This is a genomic window from Sinomicrobium endophyticum (assembly GCF_052983315.1).
This window is the reverse complement of record NZ_JBRKIS010000049.1, coordinates 13,917-36,380: the sequence shown is the minus strand read 5'-3', so window position 1 is coordinate 36,380 and position 22,464 is coordinate 13,917. Positions and strand designations below refer to the sequence as shown.

The 22,464-nt window shown below is 44.3% G+C and carries 18 protein-coding genes and 1 pseudogene; all 19 read left to right on the top strand.

All coding sequences use genetic code 11. The features are described from left to right. Positions 1-1,059: pseudogene (locus ACVBDU_RS19940) on the top strand (hypothetical protein); the annotation flags it as partial. 96 nt (positions 1,060-1,155) lie between these two features. Then, positions 1,156-1,752 (top strand): phage tail-like protein, encoded by a 597-nt coding sequence (locus tag ACVBDU_RS19935; RefSeq protein ID WP_123217865.1) that lies wholly within the window; start codon positions 1,156-1,158, stop codon positions 1,750-1,752. A gap of 51 nt (positions 1,753-1,803) precedes the next feature. Next, positions 1,804-3,735 (top strand): hypothetical protein, encoded by a 1,932-nt coding sequence (locus ACVBDU_RS19930; RefSeq protein ID WP_123217864.1) that lies wholly within the window; start codon positions 1,804-1,806, stop codon positions 3,733-3,735. Between the two features lie 52 nt (positions 3,736-3,787). Continuing rightward, positions 3,788-4,252, top strand: a complete 465-nt coding sequence (locus tag ACVBDU_RS19925) for a hypothetical protein (protein WP_123217863.1) — start codon at positions 3,788-3,790, stop codon at positions 4,250-4,252. Positions 4,253-4,268: 16 nt separating this feature from the next. Continuing rightward, positions 4,269-4,451: a hypothetical protein gene (locus ACVBDU_RS19920; protein WP_123217862.1), complete on the top strand. Its 183-nt coding sequence runs from the start codon at positions 4,269-4,271 to the stop codon at positions 4,449-4,451. 40 nt (positions 4,452-4,491) lie between these two features. Further along, a complete protein-coding gene (locus ACVBDU_RS19915; protein WP_447181452.1) occupies positions 4,492-5,721 on the top strand; it encodes a T9SS type B sorting domain-containing protein in 1,230 nt (409 codons plus the stop codon). A gap of 49 nt (positions 5,722-5,770) precedes the next feature. Then, positions 5,771-6,679, top strand: coding sequence for a PorP/SprF family type IX secretion system membrane protein (locus tag ACVBDU_RS19910; RefSeq protein ID WP_447173841.1), 909 nt, complete (start codon positions 5,771-5,773; stop codon positions 6,677-6,679). Positions 6,680-6,702: 23 nt separating this feature from the next. Beyond that, positions 6,703-8,631 carry an OmpA family protein gene (locus ACVBDU_RS19905; protein ID WP_447173842.1) on the top strand — a complete coding sequence of 643 codons (1,929 nt, stop codon included), beginning with the start codon at positions 6,703-6,705 and terminating at the stop codon, positions 8,629-8,631. Between the two features lie 716 nt (positions 8,632-9,347). Continuing rightward, positions 9,348-9,920 (top strand): RNA polymerase sigma factor, encoded by a 573-nt coding sequence (locus ACVBDU_RS19900; protein ID WP_447181451.1) that lies wholly within the window; start codon positions 9,348-9,350, stop codon positions 9,918-9,920. Between the two features lie 149 nt (positions 9,921-10,069). Then, positions 10,070-10,747 carry a helix-turn-helix domain-containing protein gene (locus tag ACVBDU_RS19895; RefSeq protein ID WP_447173844.1) on the top strand — a complete coding sequence of 226 codons (678 nt, stop codon included), beginning with the start codon at positions 10,070-10,072 and terminating at the stop codon, positions 10,745-10,747. A 155-nt stretch (positions 10,748-10,902) separates the two neighbouring features. After that, a complete protein-coding gene (locus ACVBDU_RS19890; RefSeq protein ID WP_447173845.1) occupies positions 10,903-11,544 on the top strand; it encodes a helix-turn-helix domain-containing protein in 642 nt (213 codons plus the stop codon). A gap of 327 nt (positions 11,545-11,871) precedes the next feature. Further along, the gene (locus ACVBDU_RS19885) at positions 11,872-12,423 is read left to right on the top strand and encodes a hypothetical protein (protein ID WP_447173846.1); all 552 of its coding nucleotides are present in this window, start codon (positions 11,872-11,874) and stop codon (positions 12,421-12,423) included. Positions 12,424-13,197: 774 nt separating this feature from the next. Beyond that, positions 13,198-14,004: a M12 family metallopeptidase gene (locus tag ACVBDU_RS19880; RefSeq protein ID WP_123217855.1), complete on the top strand. Its 807-nt coding sequence runs from the start codon at positions 13,198-13,200 to the stop codon at positions 14,002-14,004. A 109-nt stretch (positions 14,005-14,113) separates the two neighbouring features. Continuing rightward, positions 14,114-14,833, top strand: a complete 720-nt coding sequence (locus ACVBDU_RS19875) for an outer membrane beta-barrel protein (protein ID WP_447181450.1) — start codon at positions 14,114-14,116, stop codon at positions 14,831-14,833. A 12-nt stretch (positions 14,834-14,845) separates the two neighbouring features. Beyond that, positions 14,846-16,549 carry a S41 family peptidase gene (locus ACVBDU_RS19870; RefSeq protein WP_123217853.1) on the top strand — a complete coding sequence of 568 codons (1,704 nt, stop codon included), beginning with the start codon at positions 14,846-14,848 and terminating at the stop codon, positions 16,547-16,549. 420 nt (positions 16,550-16,969) lie between these two features. Next, positions 16,970-17,167, top strand: a complete 198-nt coding sequence (locus ACVBDU_RS19865; protein ID WP_447181449.1) for a hypothetical protein — start codon at positions 16,970-16,972, stop codon at positions 17,165-17,167. A 729-nt stretch (positions 17,168-17,896) separates the two neighbouring features. Continuing rightward, positions 17,897-19,486 carry a sphingomyelin phosphodiesterase gene (gene sph / locus ACVBDU_RS19860; protein WP_447181448.1) on the top strand — a complete coding sequence of 530 codons (1,590 nt, stop codon included), beginning with the start codon at positions 17,897-17,899 and terminating at the stop codon, positions 19,484-19,486. 456 nt (positions 19,487-19,942) lie between these two features. After that, positions 19,943-20,437, top strand: coding sequence for a carboxypeptidase-like regulatory domain-containing protein (locus tag ACVBDU_RS19855; protein WP_447173630.1), 495 nt, complete (start codon positions 19,943-19,945; stop codon positions 20,435-20,437). A gap of 22 nt (positions 20,438-20,459) precedes the next feature. Then, the gene (locus ACVBDU_RS19850) at positions 20,460-22,127 is read left to right on the top strand and encodes a RagB/SusD family nutrient uptake outer membrane protein (protein ID WP_447173629.1); all 1,668 of its coding nucleotides are present in this window, start codon (positions 20,460-20,462) and stop codon (positions 22,125-22,127) included. Positions 22,128-22,464 lie beyond the last annotated feature (337 nt).

Below are 22,464 nucleotides of genomic sequence, written 5' to 3'. Positions count from 1 at the left end.
ACCTTGGTGGATGTACCTTCGGATATCATCGAGCAGATCACGAACCGGTCAGGAGATATATATGAAAGCATCACGAACCTGATCGACCAGTCTTCCGGTAATGTCAGCTACAACGGCACGACGCAGGAGTTTACCTATGTGGATGAGAACGGGGAGGTCCAGACCTTAAATATAGAAGAACTGATCCGCCTGAACGAGTCTGTGACGACCCTGGTGAACAACAATGACGGCACGTACACCTATACCAATGAAGAAGGCGAAGCGACCTTGGTGGATGTACCTTCGGATATCATCGAGCAGATCACGAACCGGTCGGGGGATGTGTATGAAAGCATCACGAACCTGATCGACCAGTCCGCCGGTAATGTCAGCTATGACGGTACGACACAGGAGTTCACCTATGTGGATGAGAACGGGGAAAGCCAGAGCATCAACCTGGAAGAACTGGTCCGTGCCAACGAAACGATCACCACTTTGGTCAACAACAATGACGGCACGTATACCTATACCAATGAAGAAGGCGAAGATGCTGTTATTGATATAGGTGCCACGGAACCCTGGCAAGTACAGGGCTCTGCTGACAAAGCCACCGATAACGATCAGGACATTTACCAGATGGGTAAAGTGGGTATCGGTACGGACAACATGCTGGGCACGGAGAACGCGAACGTAGTCCTGGCGGTTAACGGGTCCATACTCACCACGTCTTCCATCTATGCCGATTATGTGTTTGAAGATTATTTTGAAGGGGAGTCTGTCCTGAACAGTAACTATGCCTTCAAATCGCTGAAAGAAGTTGAAGATTATATCAATACCAACCGTCACCTTCCGGGCATTGCGAAGATCGATGCCCTGATGAAGAACCGGGAAGGGGAGTATGTAATCAACCCTACGGAACTTTCCGTGCAGTTGCTGGAAAAGGTAGAAGAGTTGTACCTGCATACCATTGAGCAGCAAAAAGTATTGGATCAAAAAGACCGGGAAATACAGGAATTGAAAAAAGCGACCTTGGAAATGAATGAACGCCTGGAGCGTTTGGAAAAACTTTTTAAACAGTAACACAGTTGCCCGTGTACGAGCCTGTCGGCAGGCATTAAAACACCAATGCCGGCAGGCTTATTATAAAAAAGTCTAAAAGAAAAAATACATATATACATGAAAAGAATTGCACTAATCATATTGTTTGGGGTTGTTTTTACAACCGGATATGCCCAGCAACCGGGGATTGGCATCGGCACAACTACACCGGACGCAAGTTCACAATTGGATGTCACGAGTGCTGATAAGGGTGTGTTAATCCCCAGGATGACATCAGCACAGCGGAATGCTATTGAAAGCCCGGCAAATGGTTTGCTCGTGTTTGATACCGATCGTCAGTGTATCAGTCAGAACGTGGGAACATCCGCTGCGCCGGACTGGGTTTGTATAAGCGGAAACGTAGTTCGTTTTTTCTATATGCCTGCCATTAATTTTGATACCTCGAAAGATGCTGCCGGTCAAACGAAAAACCTCTACCAGTTATATAAAGACCAGTTCTCCATGTCAGACCCCAATACTACGGCAAGCAGTACGGGTGCCCCGGCAACCATCCCTTCTTTTCCGGAAGCCACGGACCTGTACTATTATATTACCTATTACGATCCGGATGTGTTTAGCAACATTTCTATCGATGCCAATGGAGTAATGACCTATGATGTTACTGCTGCGGCGACGGACTGTTCATTTATAAATATTGTTTTTGCCATTAAATAGGCAGCGGTATATGAACGGATTTGTGGATAAAACGGACTTTAAACAAAAAAAATGAGAGATCATCTGATTAAACATATTGTGCTATTGCTTTTAGGGTTGACGGTTTCGGCAAACATAGCCCGGGGGCAATGCAGGCAGGTTTTGCCGGGGGACCTGGGATGTGGTACGATAATGGATTTCGACGGATTTGATGAATATTATAAAGGACTTCAATTATGGCCACCCTCATCGGGATGTACAACCCGAATAGGGGCGAAAGTAGGCAACCCCAGTCATATGGCAGATTGCGAAAGTAATACCTACGGTTATATAAATCCGGGGCTTTTAGGGGCGTCAGTAGGTTTCGACGGCGGATGTAATATGAATTTAAAAGCCTTCAGGAATGACGGGCAAAAATTTCCCGCCGGGAAGACCGTCCATTTGGATGTGGGGTCCGAGTGGGCCAATGTCAATGCGTCTTTTTCCGGGTTTTATATACAATTGTTCGACGGTGACCGCCTGGTATTGGACCAGCCCATTACCAGGGCCCTTTTACTGGACCTGGGGCTTTTTGGCGACCGGCGTATTATGGCCGTACTCCCCACTGCGGAGTGGGACAGGATTGAAATAGGATATTATGAAACTATCGGGATCGGGTTTACGCTGGCCAATGAACTTAAAATATACAATATCCTTTCCGAATATTATCCTGCTGCAGGGTATATGGATGCGACGTTTACCTCCCAGCCCCGGAACCTGGAGGTCACAGAAGGGGAGTCCGGAAATTTTTCGGCAGCACTGGATTTTCCCGGTGAGGCGCCGGATGACCTTCAGTACCGGTGGCAGGTCAATACGGGCGACCAGTGGACAGACCTGGAAGACGGCGGCTATTACAGCGGTACAAAAACAACTTCTCTGGAGCTGTCCGGTGTTTCCCCGGAATTAAACGGTTACCGGTACCGGCTTATTGCCGAATCCGGTAATAAAGCCGGGTGCTTTTACAAAGAATCGGATGCGGCAGGCTTAAAGGTAAATGAAATAGCTGTTATTCCGGGGAAATGCGATGTCGTATTGCCCGGGGACCTCGGATGTGGTACCATAATGGATTTCGACGGGTTTGATGACTATTATAAGGGGATTGTACTTTGGCCACCTTGGGAAGCTTCAACGGGATGTACCACCCGCCTGGGTTCGAAAGTAGGTAACCCCAGCCATATGGCAGATTGCGAAAGCGATACGTACGGCTATATAAACCCGGGGCTTTTGGGAGCGTCCGTAGGTCTTAGCGGTGGTGGATGTAAAATGGACCTGAAAGCTTTCAGGCGCGGGGAACAAAAATTTCCTGCCGGAAAAACCGTCTATCTGGATGTAGGGTCTCAATGGGCCAATGTCAATGTGTCTTTTTCCGGGTTTTATATACAATTGTTCGACGGTGACCGCGTGGTATTGGACCAGCCCATTACCAGGGCTCTTTTACTGGACCTGGGGTTTTATGGCGACCGGCGTATCATGGCCGTAACCCCTGCTGCAGAGTGGAACAGGATTGAAATAGGCTATTATGAAACTATCGGGCTCGGGTTTACGCTGGCCAATGAAATTAAAATATACAATATTCTTTCTGATTATTATCCAGCCGTAGAAAATGTAGCATTTGATCCACAGCCCCAGGACCTTGAAGTAACAGAAGGGGATTCCGGAAATTTTTCGGCAGAACTGATTTTTCCCGCGGGAGTGATGTCGGACCTTCGGTATCGGTGGCAGGTCAATACGGGCGATGAATGGACAGACCTGGAAAATGGCAGCTATTACAGCGGGGTAAAAACAACTTCTTTGGAGTTGTCCGGAATTTCATCGGAACTAAATGGTTACCGGTACCGGCTTATTGCCCGGTCTAAAGGAGGGGAATGTCTGGATATAGCGTCAGACCCGGCGGTTTTACGCATTGGTGCCGGAATCAGGAATTGTATTATATCAAATGCGATGATCAGGCCTGAACTGGATTAAAGCCCGGGAAGGCCTTGTATAAATTGAGTTGGGTTTTTTAAAAATATATAACATGAAAAGAATACTTAAAAGAAATCTGTTTTTGATTGTATGCTTTATAAGCAGCAGCCTTTTCGCACAGGAAAAGGCCGCAAAGATAAGCGAAGCGGAGTTTAACAGTTTTGTTGCCGTGATCGGGGAATTGCAGCGGTCGGGTTCCAAAATGCGGGACGAGCTGGTACAGGTCATACGCGCAGAAGGTTTAACCCCGGAAAGGTTCAACGAAATCCAATACAACATGGATAGCCCCATAAATGAAGTTGACGCTACCGGCAAAGAGCTGGCCGCATACAAAAAGATAGCGGCAGAGGTAGACCGTTTAAAGGCAGAGCAACAGGACATGTTGCAGGGTTATTTAAAAGAGAACGGCCTTACTTCGGAGCGTTATGCAGAGATCGCAGAGCAGGTGCAGAGCAATGAAAAATACAGGGAAAGACTGTTAAGCATCATAAAGGTGCAGGCTGCCACAAATCAGTAGAAAAAATGAAACCGACATGTTTAAAATAATCTTTAAACATATAGGCGATGTGCTGAACACAACGTTGGTTGTAGTCCCTTCGGCAGGGTATCAGATTCGTTTTACTGCTTCATCTGGTGACCCGGCAACAGTAATGAAAGATGAAACGGGAGGCACGGGTACGGGACATGTAACCAACGTAACGGTCAATAAGATTTAAAAATATAATGATAACGCGATAGCTGTTTCCTATGGAAAAAATGACTACGATAAAAATAATAAGTGTCCTTACGGTGTTGCACGTGGCTTCCTATGTATGCGGGCAGACCGTCAATACGGGAGCGCTTACCATCGCCCCGGACACGCAGGTCTCCACGCTCGGGGATTTTGACAACAGGGCCGGTGGCGATATGATCAACGACGGGGAGTTCTTCGTCTACGGCCATTTCAAAAATGACGGCCTGCTGAGTTTCAGCCCCGGCCAGGCTACCGGCCTGGTCCGTTTCGAAGGCATGTACGGGGCGCAGGATATCTCCGGGGAAGGCCTTTCGGAGTTTTTTGGCGTACGTTTCGACAACCCCGCCACACAACCGGCTTTCCGACTTTCCGGCGACATCACCGTAAACGGCAATGCACAGTTTGTCGACGGTATAGTGTATAACCGCTCCGGCGGCGGCCTGGTGGACTTCGGCCCGGAAGCCTCGCACGAACAGGTTTCGGACCGCAGTTTTGTGGATGGGCAGGTCCGCAAAACCGGCGATGCCCCTTTTGATTATCCCGTAGGGAACGGGGGGTATTACCGCGGAGCCTCCGCCTCGGGCCTTTCAGATATCGAAGGGTATTTTACCTCGAACTATACCCTGGAAAATTCCGATGCACGCCATTCGCATTTCAATAAAGAAGAGCGGATCGTATTTATAGATAACGAAGAATACTGGGAGATCAACCGAACCGGCGGAACGTCCGATATGGTACTCAGCCTCACCTGGCATGAAGAGACCACCCCGGCGGAGCTCTTAAGCGAAGAAGACGGTAAGGCCATACACATTGTGCGCTGGGATGGCGCCAAAGGGCTGTGGGTCGATGAAGGCGGCGTGGAAAACCACGAAGAACAAATGGTCACCACGGCCGTATCGGGTTACGGTATTTTCACCCTGGCCAAAGTGCTGGACGAAGAAAAACCCGACAACAGCCTGGAAGTCTACAACGGCATCTCGCCCAACGGTGACGGTAAGAACGATTTCTTTTACCTCAAAGGCATAGAGCACTACCCGGACAATACCGTGGAGGTATATAACCGCTGGGGGGTACTGGTTTACGAGGCTAAAGGATATAACAATACCGATGTGCGTTTCAATGGGTATTCCCGGGGACGTGCCACGATAAACAAGGGAAAGTTATTGCCTACGGGAACTTATTTCTATATCCTGAAATACAAGTCAGAAGACGGTCGGGCCAAAGACCGGTCGGGTTACCTGTATATCAATTAATATCCGAAGGACTATAATAAACCGTGGAACAGATAAAAAAACAAGAGAGATGAAGAGAATCATAATCGTGTTGGGGTTGTTGGGGTCGTTTCTTACCTACGGGCAACAGGAATCGCAATACACCCAGTATATGTATAACACCATGACCGTAAACCCGGCCTATGCCGGGACCCGGGGAGCGCTGAATATTTTTGGACTGTACCGTTCACAATGGGTAGGGCTCGACGGGGCGCCCAAAACAGCCCAGTTGTCCGTTCATTCTCCCATTAGTCCCCAGGGGCACGGTTTGGGCCTGTCGGTTATCAATGACGAGATCGGCCCGTCCCGGGATACCTATGTCAATGCCAGCTTTTCCTATAAGCTGCAACTGGACCATTGGACCTGGTTGAACCTGGGTATCATGGCTGGGGGGAGCTTTCTTGAAGTCAACTATGATAAACTGAATGTTCACGACCCGGACCCGGAACTCAGCGGGAGGTTGAGCCGGTTTTCACCCAATATAGGGGCGGGGGCCTACCTGCATTCCGATCACTGGTATGTAGGGCTGTCCGTACCGGCCCTGTTGGAAACCCGTTTTTATGACGATATCCAGCAATCGGTAGCCAGGGAGAAAATGCACTTTTACCTGATGGGAGGCTATGTTTTTGACCTGGATTATCAATGGAAGTTTAAACCAGCGGCTTTGGTCAAAGCGGTATCCGGGGCGCCTTTGGCTGTGGACCTTTCTGCCAATTTTCTCTATAACGAAAGCCTGACCCTGGGGGCCGGCTATCGCTGGGATGCAGGAGTAAGTGCATTAGCAGGGTTCCAGGTTAGTAATAATTTTATGGTAGGGTATGCCTATGATTTCGATACCTCCCGGCTGGGCAATTACAATTCGGGGACCCATGAGATATTTCTCCGGTTTGAGTTTATTTCCTCGGGACGGAACAGGATGCGTTCCCCCAGGTTTTTTTAGTCTAATACGACAAATTACAACATATGTATAAAAAATTACTCATACTTGTATTACTCGTTACCTGCGGGGTATTGCATGCCCAGGAAGCCAGGAAAAAAAAGGCGGATACGGATTACGACAAATTTGCCTATATCAAAGCCAGTGAGCTCTATGAGCGGCTCATCAACCAGGGGTATGAATCGGCGGATATTTACGGTAAGCTGGGAGATACCTATTATTTCAATGCCGTATACGGCAAAGCAGAAGCATATTACGGGAAGATGCTTGCGCTGGAGAAGGAGGCCCGCCCGGAATATTACTTCAGGTATGCCCAATGTTTAAAGGCTGCCGGAAAATATGAGGAAGCGGAGAAAACACTGGCCCGGTTTTACGAACTGGTCGGCCAGCCTGAAGGGCAAAGGCAATATTTACAGGAAGAACTGGCCGGTATCCGGAAGTTTTCGGGCCGCTACGATATTACCGATGCTGGGGTGAACAGTGATGAAGCCGATTTTGGGACCGCTTTCGGCGCGGAAGGGGAAATCCTTTTTGCCTCGGCCCGGGATGAAGGAATTTTTATAAAGCGTACCCATGAGTGGAACGGGAAGCCGTTTTTAAAACTGTATAAGGCGACACCCGGTGAAGATGGTACCCTGCAATCCCCGGAACAACTCGGCGGAGATGTCAACACCAAATATCACCAATCCACTCCCGCCGTCAGCAAAGATGGGAAGACCATGTACTTTACCCGGAATAATTTTATCCCCGGCAAGTATAAAAAGGGAGAAGACGGTACCAATAACCTGAAGATTTACCGGGCTTCTTTTATGGATGGCAAATGGAAGGCCATAGAGGAACTGAGTATCAACAGTGACGATTACTCATCCGCTCACCCGGCCCTGAGCCCGGACGGCAGGCATTTGTATTTTGTGTCCGACCGTTCGGGGACCAGGGGGCTGTCTGATCTGTTTGTAGTGGAGATCCGTGATAACGGGAGTTTCGGGCCTGTTCAGAACCTCGGGGACGCTATAAATACCCGGGGCAGGGAGACTTTTCCTTTTATGAGCGATTCCGGGGTGCTGTACTTTGCTTCCGACGGCCATCCCGGTTTTGGAGGACTCGATATTTTTGCAGCGGTCAGGGACCCTTTCGGAAATTACCAGGTGGTCAACGTAGGGGAACCGGTAAACTCCCCGGCAGACGATTTTGGATATATTATCAATGACAGTACAAAGAGAGGCTATTTTTCTTCCGGCAGGAACGGGGAATCAGGCGGCGATAATATATATATCCTTGTAGAAAACAACCCGATAGCCATCGCTGCGGAACTTTGCGGACATGTGCGGGACAGCCTGACCAAAGAAGCGCTGGCCGGGACCAGTATTACCATCTATGACGAAAACAACAGGAAGCTAAAGAACCTGCTGGCTGATGATGCAGGTGATTTCTGCGTGGAGGTGCTGGCCGGGCAAAACTATAACCTGCGTTTTGAAAAGGATAAATATCAATCCTATGAAGAATTTGTCACAAAGTTGGAGATTGGTGATAAAAAGGAATTGCTGGCAGAACTTAATAAGGAGGACATTCCGGTAACTGACGGGGATGACCTCACGAAAAAACTGGGGTTAAAGCCCATTTACTTTGATTTTGACAGGTACAGTATCCGGAAGGATTCGGAAATAGAACTGGGGAAAGTGATCGCTGCGATGCAACAGCATCCGGGTATGGTGATCGAGGTACGGTCGCATACCGACAGCCGGGGAAATGACCAGTATAACATGGAACTATCCGAACGCCGGGCTGTGGCTACCGTGGATTACATAGTCAACAAGGGAGGGATCTCCAGGAACAGGATCAGTGGAAAGGGTTATGGAGAAACCGAACCGGTCAACGAATGCGCTGACGGCACAGGTTGTACGGCAGAACAGCACTGGCTGAACCGGAGAAGTGAATTTATGATCGTTAAAATGTAATACAACGGGCGCTAAGAAAACAAGCCGGCGTGCTGAAACATGATTTATGTTAATTGGAAGGTTTAAACGATTTAGCTGTTTTTTCATTATTGAGTTAGTTTAGTTTGGAAGTCAGTTTGGGGGGCGGTTTAGGTTGTTTTGGTATTAAAAATACGGCCTCCCGGATTGATTTCACAGGAATGATTTAAACAGTTTTCGGAACACAATATATAGTTTTTCATTGAACTCGTCTTGAGTTGTTTCATTTAGGCGAAAAACCACTATTTTATGCCCAGATGAAGACTTTTTGGAACCACATAGCCAAAGCTATGGGGTGAGAAAAAGACGAAATATGGGTGCAAAAGAGGGTTTTGCAGCAAATTATAATAACTTAAGACGAGTTTATTATCTGATTTAGTTGGTGTTTAGGTTTTGATCCGGGAGGTGGTAAGATTTTAAAAATGAATACGGTTTAAAATGGCCGCTTTCCGGATTGATTTTGTCGTAATGACTTTGATGCAGGTTGTTCCCGCAGGTACGCTTGGATAAAAAAGTATAAATGAGTTTATTGTTTGATTTAGTTTGAGTTAGTTTTCTGGTTCGGAGGGTGGTTAATTGATAGCACGTAAAAATGCTGCCCTCTGAATTGATTTTACAGAAATGATTGTATTGAGATTCCGGATGTTCCTCTTGAGGTGGTCCCGGAAGGAGAAAGAACGAAAAATAAAGGATTGAAGATGAACGAGGAGAGAACTCGGAACGAGGGGTCACAAGCTTGTTTGGATGACCGGAAAAGATTGGAAAAGTTTATTAAAAGCCATTCAGATATTATCTATGGTTTTATTTATCACAAAGTTAATGACAAGGACCTTACCGAGGATATTTTTCAGGAGACCTTTGTTAAGGTCATCAGGGCATTTAACGGAGGACAGTACAGGGAAGACGGAAAGCTGATGTCCTGGGTGCTGAAAATAGCCCATAACCTGGTTATGGATAATTTCAGGAGAAATAAACGTATGTACAGTCTTTACGCGCAGGGCGATGCCAATACATTTCACACCCTCGGAGATAATACGATGAATGCAGAAGGATGCCTGATCCGGGACCAGATCAACGAAGATATACACGAAATGATCGGGGAACTTCCGCGTGCCCAGCAGGATGTTCTTGCTATGCGGTTGTATCAGGATATGACCTTTAAGGAAATATCCGTAAAATCCGGGGTGAGCATTAATACAGCCCTGGGGAGGATGCATTATGCCATTTCCAATCTCAAGAAACTGGCTAAGAAAAAAGAGTGGTTCGATTGACTCGCTAAAGGAAATTTAAGATGCTCCATCCCGATAACAACGGGATGTGTCTGGTTTTTTTAGTTTTTCCGTCTCATGCTTCGTGGGTTTATCCCAAAGTTGTTGACTTTGCAGAGGGCGATCCGGTCGGACTAAATTGGTGAAATACGATGAAGATTAAACAGGATTCAGGAGAAATTATCAGACGACTTAAAAGTGGTTTGGGAGTGGATTCGGATGAAGAACTTGCGGATATTCTGGGGATTTATTCCGAAAGGATATTGTTCTGGAGAAAGTATAATATACTGGATTATGAATTGTTAGTAGTTACAGGCAGGAAATACGGGCTGGATTTGAATTTCCTGTTTTCACATACATCGGCATCGGGAATCGATACCGATGTCGTCCTGGTCCCCCGGAAGCATCAGTTTGAGTATGCATCCGGCAAGTATAAGAAAGACCTTATCGACCAGATGCCCAGGCATAACTTTTCTTCTTCTGCAAAAGGAAGTATAAGGGCCTTTGAAACCACTGGTTTTTCGTTGTTCTCTCTCTGTAAGGAGGATTCTTATGTTATCGGGGAATTTGTTAGGCATATCAGGCATTTGATAGAAGGGGATGTTTATGTGTTTGTTAATAAAATTCACGGTATATATATAGGAAGAGTAAGATTGAGTACCCACCCGAAGGTTATTTACCTTATGAATGATGGTGGGTCGATTGAGGGACAGGGGGAAATTGTCATGTTTACCAAAGAGATCGTCGAGATCTGGAAAGTGGACCGTATTGTTTTAGGGAGTACTTTCAGGACAACCCGGAATTTATCTGGGAAGAAGTCAGGTTATTAAAGAGATAATGTGGATTATTTCTGGTATTTATAAAGCTGATATATAGTTGCTTGTCAGCTTTTTGTAACAGGTTTATCAAGCAGAAATGATATTCCTGTTTTGTGTACAATGTCCTTGTCGTTTGGATGCCGGAATACCAGCAAAAAACAATTTATATGGATAATCATAGTGAGGATAAAAGACTCGATGTAAAGGCTATTATCAAAAGATTCAAGCACATGCTAGAATTAAAATCCGATAAAGAACTTGCGGAAGTTTTATGTGTTCGTCCTAACACCGTATCAACATGGAAAATGAGAGGAAGTATGGATTATAATTCGTTGATAATTAAATGTATATCTCTCAATATTGATCTTAATGTAATATTTGATAATAAAGAAGTCGGCCGGAGAGATGAACTTAATAAGATTCTTGTAGTTCCGAGAGAACTCCAGTATCAATATGTTTTAATGGCAGGAGATAACAGTTTTATCGGGAATTTGCCTTCATATAGCTTTCCCTTTGTTTTTAACAAGAATCTCAGGGCTTTTGAAATCGTTTCTCCATTGAGGAATATTGAATTGGCCATAGGTGAGCAGATCAAAGTTGAAGCTAATTTGGATATAGGGAAAAGTTATGTCGTTGTAAGCCGGAATCAAGGTGTTTTAGCGGGAGAGATCATTACAAAGGAGCCTGAAAACATCCTTGTTCATGTCGGGACCAATTCTTTTTTGAAAAAAAATGTGCGTATAGGGATCAATGAAATTATTGAATTGTGGAAAATAACCAGGTTTGTTTCCATTACTCTGGAGAATTAGACGAACTAATTTTCATTCCCGTTATAATAACCTTAGCCTAACATTATTAACAGAAAAAAATAAAAAATACCTTTCTTCCTATTGCTGTTCTGCACCGTAATAGTATAAGGAAATTATGGCCTCACCGAAGAAAACCTCATGGTTCGTAACTGGTTTCTCATGTACACATACAGGCAGGAAATGAAGATGGCGATTCCATAGCCCGGACCCATACATAGCTACAACTTTTAATAAAACAACCGGGACGGGAACTTTTTCTTGCCGATAAATTATTATATAAATTGCGGAATTCGGGTTATAAAAATCAATAATGAAATATATTCTTTTATGAAAACATTTTTTTATTTTATAATGTTAGTATTAATTGGTCTATCAGTAAGTGCACAAACGATAGAAATTAACACTGCTTATCTTACGAAATCGGACTCTCGGACTAAAGTTTATCTTGATGATGATATATCCAGGGCAACCCAGGTTTTTGGTGCACCGAGTGACACCGAAGATTACTTTTTTGAAATGGACAATAAGAAAGGAAAAATATATACTTACAACGGGAATAAAGTGTATATTATTGACAACAAAATTGTAAGTTTAGATATTAGTACCAATGCGGTATTATTAGGTATTGATGGGGATAAGACCTTTAAAATAGGAGACAAGATAGTGGAAACCAAAAGTGTTATACCACATGGCCCTGATAGAACGACTACTTTGACGGATTTAAAATTTCTGGGTAAAAAGGTAGAAAGTGAAGAGGGATCCATAAAAGGGTTCAACTATGCCTATTATCAGGTTTTATATCTGTCCAATACAGATAGGCGATTAGTACTATATTTCGATTCTTCCAAGGCTTTAATTAATGCTGACTTAGGAGAGTGAGTATAGTAACAATGGAGCCTCTTTCAAAAATCGTTTTCTGATATGGCAATAAACTAAAAACTCAGGTAGTTTGAAATGACTTACCTGAGTTTTTCTTTCCGGGGAGTCTCTGATTCGCAGCACATCTTTTCTTTCCATTAATTGGCGGAATTATCTTCTGCAGACAATTAATTAAAGGGCATACAAAAGGGGTAAGTCTGATAAATGTGCTTGTCTTTGTACCGGGAATGAGTCTTAGAAACTGTTTAAATTTTGTTTTTGGAATATTTTATAGTGTATTTTTTCGTCAGATAAAGGTATTTTGAGGTGCATAGCCATAGCTACGGACCGAAAAACACCTGAAATATGGCAGGACCGAACGCTAAGAAAACAGCTGGTAGCTGTTTTTAGTGAAGGGGCCAGGTGGCGGAGTGGCACGTAAAAGAACCAAAGGCGATGTCCTGAGTTTATCGAAGGGATAAAATTTAAGCAGTTTCTTAAACTTAGACAACACAGTCATAAATCATCTGAGTTTGTTCATGTATTAAAAGTAAATTTCACTGTTGCACATGTTGAGTCATTAGCTTCTAAAAGTGTCTTACCATTACAATTTCAAGTAATTAATTATCTGTCGTGTAAATTTATCGTTAAGAAAAAGTTAATTGTTTGTCACCCGTTTCCGGTCTTTTGGAATATATAGAATAGAAGAAGGGGGAAACCCGCTTTTCTGAACTGGTAAAATCCTCCTCTTCACATGAGCATATTCAATTTTTTATTAATCTGAACTTTATTTTTATGAAAAGGCCATTTTTATTAGCGCTGATTTTATCCCTGGTTTTTATATCCTGTAGTACAGAGGATGAGATAGGTGAAGGCGTAAACAACAGAGAAGGGACTCCTGTGCTCAGTGCCGAAGAACGGGCCGGGATAAGGATGTGTCATGAAGTCTACCCGGAGGGCGTAACCCCGAGAGCGGTAGCGATGACCGAAAAGGTCTGGCCCATAGGTAGTACAATTACGGTGAAATTAGATACGGCTGCTTCCCGGTATGTAAGGGAAAAGGTAGAACAATACGCCAGGGAATGGACGAAGTATGCCAATATCGGGTTTAAATTTGTTACCGAGGGGGAGGCAGATATCAGGGTAACCTTTAAAGCAGGAAAAGGGTCCTACTCCTATATAGGGACCGATGCTAAGTTTTTCAAAAACCAGGAAACCATGAACCTCGGATGGTTTGATGATAAGACAAGTGATAAGGAGTTCAGTCGTACAACCATTCACGAATTCGGGCATGCACTAGGATTGAATCATGAACACCAACATCCCGAAGTGGATATTCCCTGGGATAAGCCCAAGGTATATGAATATTACAGTGGGGCCCCTAACTACTGGTCCCGTGAAAAGGTAGATCTTAACCTTTTCTCGCCCATATCGAAATCGGAGTCACAATTCAGCGAATATGATCCCCTGTCCATTATGCATTATTCCGTAGATAACGCATTGACCACAGGCGATTTTGAAATAGGCTGGAATACCGAATTATCCGATACCGATAAAACCTTTATTGGCGAATTGTACCCTTTCGGAGAGTGGGAATGGTAAACAAATAGTATAACGATAATATTCCGTGTCCGGATAATTTGATAAAAAGGATATCCGGGCACATTGTGCTTCGATTTAAATCATTTCATTAACATTAAATGTAACACTTATGAACAAACCAAATCTACAACTTTGTTGTTTTTTATTTTTAGCGGCTGTTTTTCTCCAGGAAGCGGTTGCCCAGGGCAACCTGAAGCTCAACCTCGATGCCGGGGTCACGTACAACAGCCTGGACTACAATTTGTCGAACCGTGTGGATTCCAGGTACAACGGCCGTTGGGGGCTTGCCGCCAACCTGTCGCTGGAATACCGGTTTTACGATTCCTTTTTTGTTTCGGGGGGCGTTTCCTTTATGCAGCACAACTTTGAGTTTGAGCGCACCGGCAGCCGGGAAGGCTGGTATACCAAATCCAGGAACAACTATCTGAGTATCCCCGTCCTGGTAGGGGCCTATCTTATAAACAATCCTTTTGAGGAAAAAGGTCTTTGGCTCAGAGTCGCCGGGGGGGCATACACGGGCTATTGGCTCAGCATGAACCGGAAAGGGCAATACCCAGTATTTAGCGAACTCCAATGGGACGGAAGTTTTCCGCTGAGTGAAAAAGTCAGGGAAAGGTATGATTTTAAACGGAACGAAAACCAGCTCAACCGCATCCATTACGGGCTTCAGGGGCAGCTCCAGGCGGGTTATTCCTTCGGCAAGTACGGTATCTATGCGTCTTATTCGTACCTGTACGGTTTGTCCGGGCTGCAAAAGAATAATGTAAACGACAGGGATATGTTCCATAAAACCTCCATGATTAATATAGGGATATCCCGTAATTTTTAAAAACAGAATAAGATGATAAAAAAGATATATAAAGCCGTTTTTGTTAACTTCAGGATTTTTGGATTATGTGCAGCCATGTGCATGGTTGCAGCCTTTTCCTCGTGTAGCAGGGATGATGAGTCGCTCACGGAACCTGGGCGTTACTCATCAGAGGATATAACATCTTATGAGGACCTTTTTAGGGTCTTCTGGACCGTTATGGATGAGAACTATAATTATTTTTACGAGGAGAAGGAACGTAACAACCTGGACTGGGACAAAGTTTATGCGGAATACTTTCCCAAGTTTAAGGCGCTGAAAACCTGGGAGCAGGAAGGGTATAGCAATGACGAGATCGGGGAAGAATCCGATATAGCTGAATCCTATTTTGAAGAGATCATCAATGGGATTACCGATCAGCACTTTTATGTAGACATTACTTTACCCATATCATCAAATGTAAATTATACTAAAAGTTACTATAGTGGGATGAAGAAAAGCTCTCCTTTATATTATGATAAAATGGAAACCCAGAGTTATATGACCGATAAAGTGGAGAATGGTTCTCTTTCATATACCGGCATTAGTAACGTTTTTGCTTACGGAGGGAACTTAAAATCCAATCCGGATATTTACTATTTCACCTTTAACAAGTTTCGTTTGACTTCTTCATTCCCTTTAGATTTAAATAAGGATGATCTGCTGCTTGATACCCCGGTGAGTAAACTCTTCATTGACCGCTCCGAACTGGAGGAAAACGAATCCCTGGACGCCATTGAAAATGAAGAATTAAGAAGAAATATTCGAGACTGGACCTTAGAGGTTTATGATGCGTGGTACGAGGCGTTGACCGAAATGCTTCAATCCGAAATTCTGGCCCGTGAAATAGATCAGTTTAACCAAACGGAAGAATTGACTGATGCCCTCATTGAAGAAGCGGGCAAATTGGATGAAATAATAGAAGGATTACCGAGTAGTTCTAAATATAACGCCCCTGATGTGGGTGATGATGAAAATGCAAAAAGCTATGTTTCCAATTTTGGAGAAAAGATGAGGAATCTGGAATTTGCATACAATTTTCCGAGTTTTGATAGACTTCTCAATCAAATTAGGGATAAAGATGCACAACTACTTTACAGCAACTTTTATAATCCGCTGACTCGTGGCGATATTAAAAAACTCATTTTGGATCTCCGGGGGAATGGCGGAGGAGCTGTTATCGATTTCAGGAGTTTTACTGAGCGGCTGGTTACCAAAGAAGCCCTGGTTGGTTATCAAAGGACGAAGGAAGGGAATGGCCGGTTCAATTATACGCCCTGGGTACCCGTGCACACCAAGCCTCATCCCTTTGGGATCCCAAAGGATATTCCCATAGTCATACTTACAGACAAAGGAAGCGCAAGTATGGCTGAAATATCGACCTTGGGACTGAAATCCCAGGGAGATCATGTTAAATCTATCGGGGATTACACCGCTGGAGCAACTGCCGGATTAAGTTCGGACGAAGATGAATATAATGGAGGTACGCAAGCGGAAGAGGTAGGAGGAGTTATGTCATTTTATATGCCTTTAATGGCTTTCAAAGACGCTTCCGGGAAAGTGATCGAAGGCATAGGGATAGAGCCCGATGTCTATGTAGCCCCGCCTACGGAAGAGGAAATAAAAGATATGGAGCATAACCCGGAGCACAGGGACAGGACTTTGGAAAAAGCCATTGAAGTGATCTCCGGAATGTAAAGCATCACAAATAGTTTCTGAATTTTAAACTGGCTGCCCGGCTGGCCGGGCAGAAAACAAAACCACTCCAGACTTGAAGTCCAGGGTGGTTTTGTTTTGTTAAAGTGACGTGAGCACCTCGTTTAGAGCCTATTTAAACATGCTCTTAGGGCCTACCCGGGCAAAAGACGAGTTCAGAAATTAAAATATACCCCGAAAAGTTTAACGATAGGTACATGGAAAACATTAAACTGCAAGGTTTATGCAGGGAATAATCCTAAATTTGTTTGTGGTATACTGTTTTTTCACTTGTTCAAAATCGTATCGGGTTGTATTTAAAGCAACAGTTACCCCATGATGCTGTTTGGAATGTAGTATAGGTTTAGCAATAGTATTTACCGTTTAGGATTATACTTTATTTATTAACTTAAACTTTTGATCATGAAAACACCGGAAGTATTTGATGTTCGAGAAATGAACATTTCGGAATTAAAAGGTACTCATGGAGGGTTGATCCCATGCTCCCTGATACCCCCTCTCAACCTGGGAGCCGATATCAACCTGGGAACCATGTTTGGACTTGTGCCCGCGGACTATGTTATTGAGGTAAATCTTGGCGTAGATATCTGTTCCGATTGAACTTGCTCCTAAAGACTTGTATAGTACAGGTTTCTTATGAAGGAGTAAATGTCTGTATTTCCCGATTAAGGCAAATTTTTCGCCCCCGATAGTTTCGGGACTATCGGGGTTATCTTCTGCCGGGTGCCCGGCTGTTTACAGGGGCCGTTTTCCTGGATGTTATTACCAGCCTGTATTTGGGGCAATTCCTGATGACCGGATGACGGTATTGGGGATGGCCCATACATTCATATAAGAAGGGTCAAAATTTCTTGCGGGCCATATTTCTTCTAAGGTATAACCGGAAAAAGGGTCGGAGCAGTCGGTGTGGATCCTGTCGTATAGCGGTTGACTGTACACTTCCCGGGCGTCTCCCCAACGAACGAGTTCATTTCAAAATCAGGTACAGGGGTATTATCGCAAGGATAATAAATGTTTATGCTTCTGTTATTTTCAGCATATGCCGTAAGCTGCAATTTGCCTCTGTATGCGGGTTAAATTGCAGAAATTAATGGTGATTATTCCTGTTTTATACCGCTTAAATTGATTCCTGTTTTATTCCGAAATAAAATATAACTAACTGATTTTCAGTAAAAACAGAAAGACACTCCTTGGTCCCGATTATGCAAAGGATTTTAAGTGTCTCATTTACATAAGTTTACAGGTTAGAATAATAACCACCCCTTAACACAACGATATCCGTAAAATATTACTTTTCCGAAAAATTTTTCATCACTAAAAATAAAGCAAATGAGGAAATTAAATTACGGATTTTACGCATTGTTATTGTTACTTTTGTTTACCAATTCCTGTAGCCCGGATCAAATATGGCAGGGGGCGGGAAGTGAAGAAACAACATCTCTTATAGAAGAAGGAGGAGGAGAAGCGCCTGTAAGGGTGTTGTCCTATAACGTGTATCTGCTTACTGAAGCGATTGCACTGGCCAGCAGCCAAAGTTGGTCACAGGAAGAAAGGGCTTCCCGGTTAGGCAAGGCCGGTTTTATTAAAAACTACGATGTTCTGTTATTACAGGAATGCTTTGACAAGCCTGCGACTAAGGTGTTATGCGAAAACCTCTCCGGAACCCATCCCTACCAGACCCCTGTTTTAGGCACTTCAAATAATGAATGGGACGCCACGTACAATTTGACAGATGATAAATGGTTTAATATTGAAAACGGCGGTGTGATGATTGCGAGTAAGCACCCTGTAGAACATATGGAGCAGTATGTTTTCTCTCCCGGGTACTGTGGTCCTGATGCCTTTTCCAATAAGGGCTTTGTGTATGCCCGTATACTTAAAGACGGCCAACGTATGCATTTTATCGTTACGCATATGCAAAATACGGATCCTCTCTGTATGGGCGGGGAAAAAACACATCGGAGAAACCAGCTAAAAGAGATAAAATCCTATATCGATTCCCGGAATATACCTGTAGATGAAATGGTTATTATAGGAGGGGACTTCAACATTTTAGAGGAGGATACGGAGGAATATAATATGATGCTGCAGATATTAAATGTTTCGCCGCCCTCTTACAAAGGTTTGCCATACACCTTGGACAGCAAGACCAATAGCCTGAGGTCCTATTTGTATCCTTACCCTGAAAATGAGAGAGAACGTATAGATTACATCTTTGTATCTAATGATCACCTTGTACCGCCCTCATGGCAGAATGTTGTTTTTGATCCTGTGAGTACCACGCTAATGAATCATAGCCATCTGTCTATTGATGTCAAAAAAGATTATTTCGTCGATTTTTCGGATCATTACCCCGTGGAGGGGAGTTTCTATTCCGATGCATCTACGCCAAAAGCGAGTATGAAGACCAGAAAGTACGACCGTATGTCATTAAAAGCTGTGAGCACCGGAAAATTTATCGCCTGGAACACCTCCGAAACTAATGATTGGTTAACCGTTTCTGCTTCGTCTGCGGGCGAAAATACCTGGTTTAATATGGTCAATCTCGGGGAGAACGACAGTTATTTTGAGTTAAAAGAAGGGCTTGTCCGGGTGGAAGTAAGTGAGCGCCTTAATAATTTTTGGAACAAAAAGGTATCGGATAACGGGGCTTATCATTATTTCCCGGAATTCCAGGCGTCACAACCGCCCGGTTTAGAGCTTATCCTGGTAAAAAAGAAAGAGGGCAATCTTTCAGCAGCCATCGAAGACGGCGATATTGTAGCTTTCCGGGATAAAATGCCGGCAGGAGGCTATCATTATCTGCAGGTATCCGATAAAGACAATGCCGGCCTGATTAACCTGGATGGCAGCACCAGAGAGGAAGCGGAACAGTTTGAAGTGCACCTTCATCCGGGGCCGGTCGAATCCTGGAAATAAACGAGTTCATTTTTTAAAGAATAACAGAAGGCGTCCGCAAGGGCGCTTTTTTTGTTAGAAGCTGTTTGAATTTTGTTTTCGGAATACACATAAAAGGACCATAGGCGATGTCCTGAGTATACCTGTACTGGGCACTTCGGTACTCAGTGTATCACCTGTCGAAGTACCTAAGAGATAAAATTCGGACAGATTCTAAAACTTTCTTGCTGTATGTGTTAAGTTACTTATCTCTGAAAAATCCATGTTAATCTTTGTCACCCATTATTAAGAAATTGTAATATATAAAATAGTGGATGATATCAATGGACGGTTTGTTGAGGTTATTCCTCCCGGCATATAGCCCCTCGTACGCCCCATTCTTAAGAAAAAAGTTAAGAGTGCTATCCGTGTAGTTAAGAGAAGATACAATTTTCAGGAATATATCCGGAAAAATGATCTAATTCAGATGTATGTGATATGATACTAAAGTTTACTCAGAAGCTGACGTTCCTGTTGGCATTTATCGTACAGCTTTCCTTTGCGCAGGAGAAGACAATTACGGGTAATGTGACAGACGGGCAGGGGATGTCGTTACCCGGCGCGAACATCGTGGTAAAGGGAACATCAACAGGTACCCAGACCGATTTTGACGGGAATTACAGTATAACGGTCGGCGTAGGACAGGTACTGCAATTCACGTATGTAGGGATGGCTACCGCAGAACGGACAGTGGGGACCTCCGCGACCATTGACCTACGAATGGAAGAAGATGCGCAGGCCCTGGAAGAAGTCATTGTAGTTGCCTATGGAGAACAGTCCGAAAGGGCCATAGTAGGGTCTGTTGCCAAAATTGATTCACAGGTTATAGAGACACAACAACTTACCGATGTCACAACGGCCATCCGGGGAAGTGTTCCGGCGGACAACCCGGTGATAACCCGACCTTCGCGTACGTGGTATCGGGTCCATTAATGCTGCCGCAGATCCGCTGATAGTGGTTGACGGGGCACCGTTTAACGGAAACCTGAACACGATCAGCCAGGACCAGATAGAGTCCATGAGTGTGTTGAAAGACGCCTCCTCTACCGCATTGTATGGATCAAGAGGGGCCAATGGCGTTATTCTGATCACAACAAAAAAAGGGAAGCTGAATTCTCCGGCCAGGGTGAATTTTTCAACTTCTCTGGGATTTGCTGATCAGGCCGTGAAATTTCATGATTTTCTCGATGCTGACCAATACATGGAACTTTCCTGGGAATCCCTGCGGAATAGGAATATGACCGATGGTATGACTCCTCAGGAGGCTGCGAACGCCGCTTCCAATGGCCTGGTAGAACATCTGGGCTATAACCCGTATAATAATGCCATTCCCGTGGAGCCGGACGGTAGGCTGGTATCGACAGCCAGGAAATGGAATACCAATTGGGAAGACCGGATCATGAACAGGAATGCCTTGCGGCAACAATACGGTTTAACTGTTTCCGGAGGAAGTGAAAAAACGACGTATTTTTTCTCGGCAAATTACCTGGCCCAGGAAGGGGCTGTTAAGACTTCAGACTTTAACCGTGCAACAACGCGTTTGAATATTGATACCCGGGTAAACGGCTGGTTGTCTCTCGGACTGGGTTCGTCTTATTCGACGCAGGTCCAGAATTACCCGGAACAGTCGGGGAGTGCCATCAGGGGGTACTACTATCATCAACTGGTGCTGGAATTCGCCCCTGCGTATTCCGTAGCCCCTGATTTCCCGGCACCGCCAGTCTATACCGAATTGTCCCTGGAAGGGCACCCCATGTCCCGGACACAGGAGGTATACGATCTGATCCTTGAAGATTTACAGTTTGCCGTAGAGAATGTGGGTATATCGCGTCTGGATAAATCCTATATCAATAAAAATGTGGCCCATGCAATGCTGGCACAGGTGTACCAGGTGATGGGAAATTGGGAGGATGCTGAAACCGCAGCTAATGCTGCTTACGGAGGGGATTTGTCTTCGGCCCTGGTTTCCGGATCATATGCAAACGGGTTTAACGATCTGTCGGTCGGGGAATGGATATGGGGACTGCCCCAGTATGACGATCAGTCACAGTATTATTACAGCGCACCGCATGTACAAACAGATCATAGCGTCGAATCTTATCAAAATGCCTATTTTAACAATGAGTTTGTCAATCTGTTTTCCGGTACGGATATAAGGAAGCTGTTTAACAATTACTACGAGGTAGAAGAATCGAGTTTCAGGCATTGGGTGACCAGTAAGTTTGCATTTACTTTTGATGCGGATATACCTATCATCAGAACAGCCGAAATGATATTGATTGAAGCAGAAGCAAAATATAGAAACGGTGATGCCGGAGGGGCCCATGGTCTGCTGTATGCCATTCAACAGAACAGAGACCCGAAAGCTATAAAATCTTCGAATACCGGGGAAGATCTACTGGAGGAGATCTTATTGGAAAGAAGAAAGGAATTGTATGCGGAGATCGGGGTGGAGTGGTTTGATGCCAAAAGGTTGCAGAGAGGCATAAGCAGGTCCGGAAATCACAGGGTTGGCAGTTCGGCAGATCTTGCCCCGAACGACAAAAAATTCTATTTGAAAATTCCGCAATCCGAAATCGATGCCAATGCAAATATTGACGGTTCGGTGAACGAAAATCGATAATATTCATATCCGTATGATTAGTCTCAGGTTGGTTGGGGGAGTTGTTCTTTAGTTATGGAGTTTATAAGTATTACCTGAATAACTCATGAACTCCATAACTAATGCACTTTTCAATAGTTAAACGCTACTGTTGTATTTGTTAAATTGCTTGTTTCCGAATATTTCTCTTAATTTTTGTCATCCGTTTCCGGTTTTTTGTAATATATAGTATAGAGAAGAGATTGCTGATGGACAATACAAATTATATAGAGCTCTTTGAAACCCTTTTTCAAATGGATCAAACAGCACTTAAAAATTAGTTTACATTGTTTTTGTTTTCATGAATGTAGATTGATTT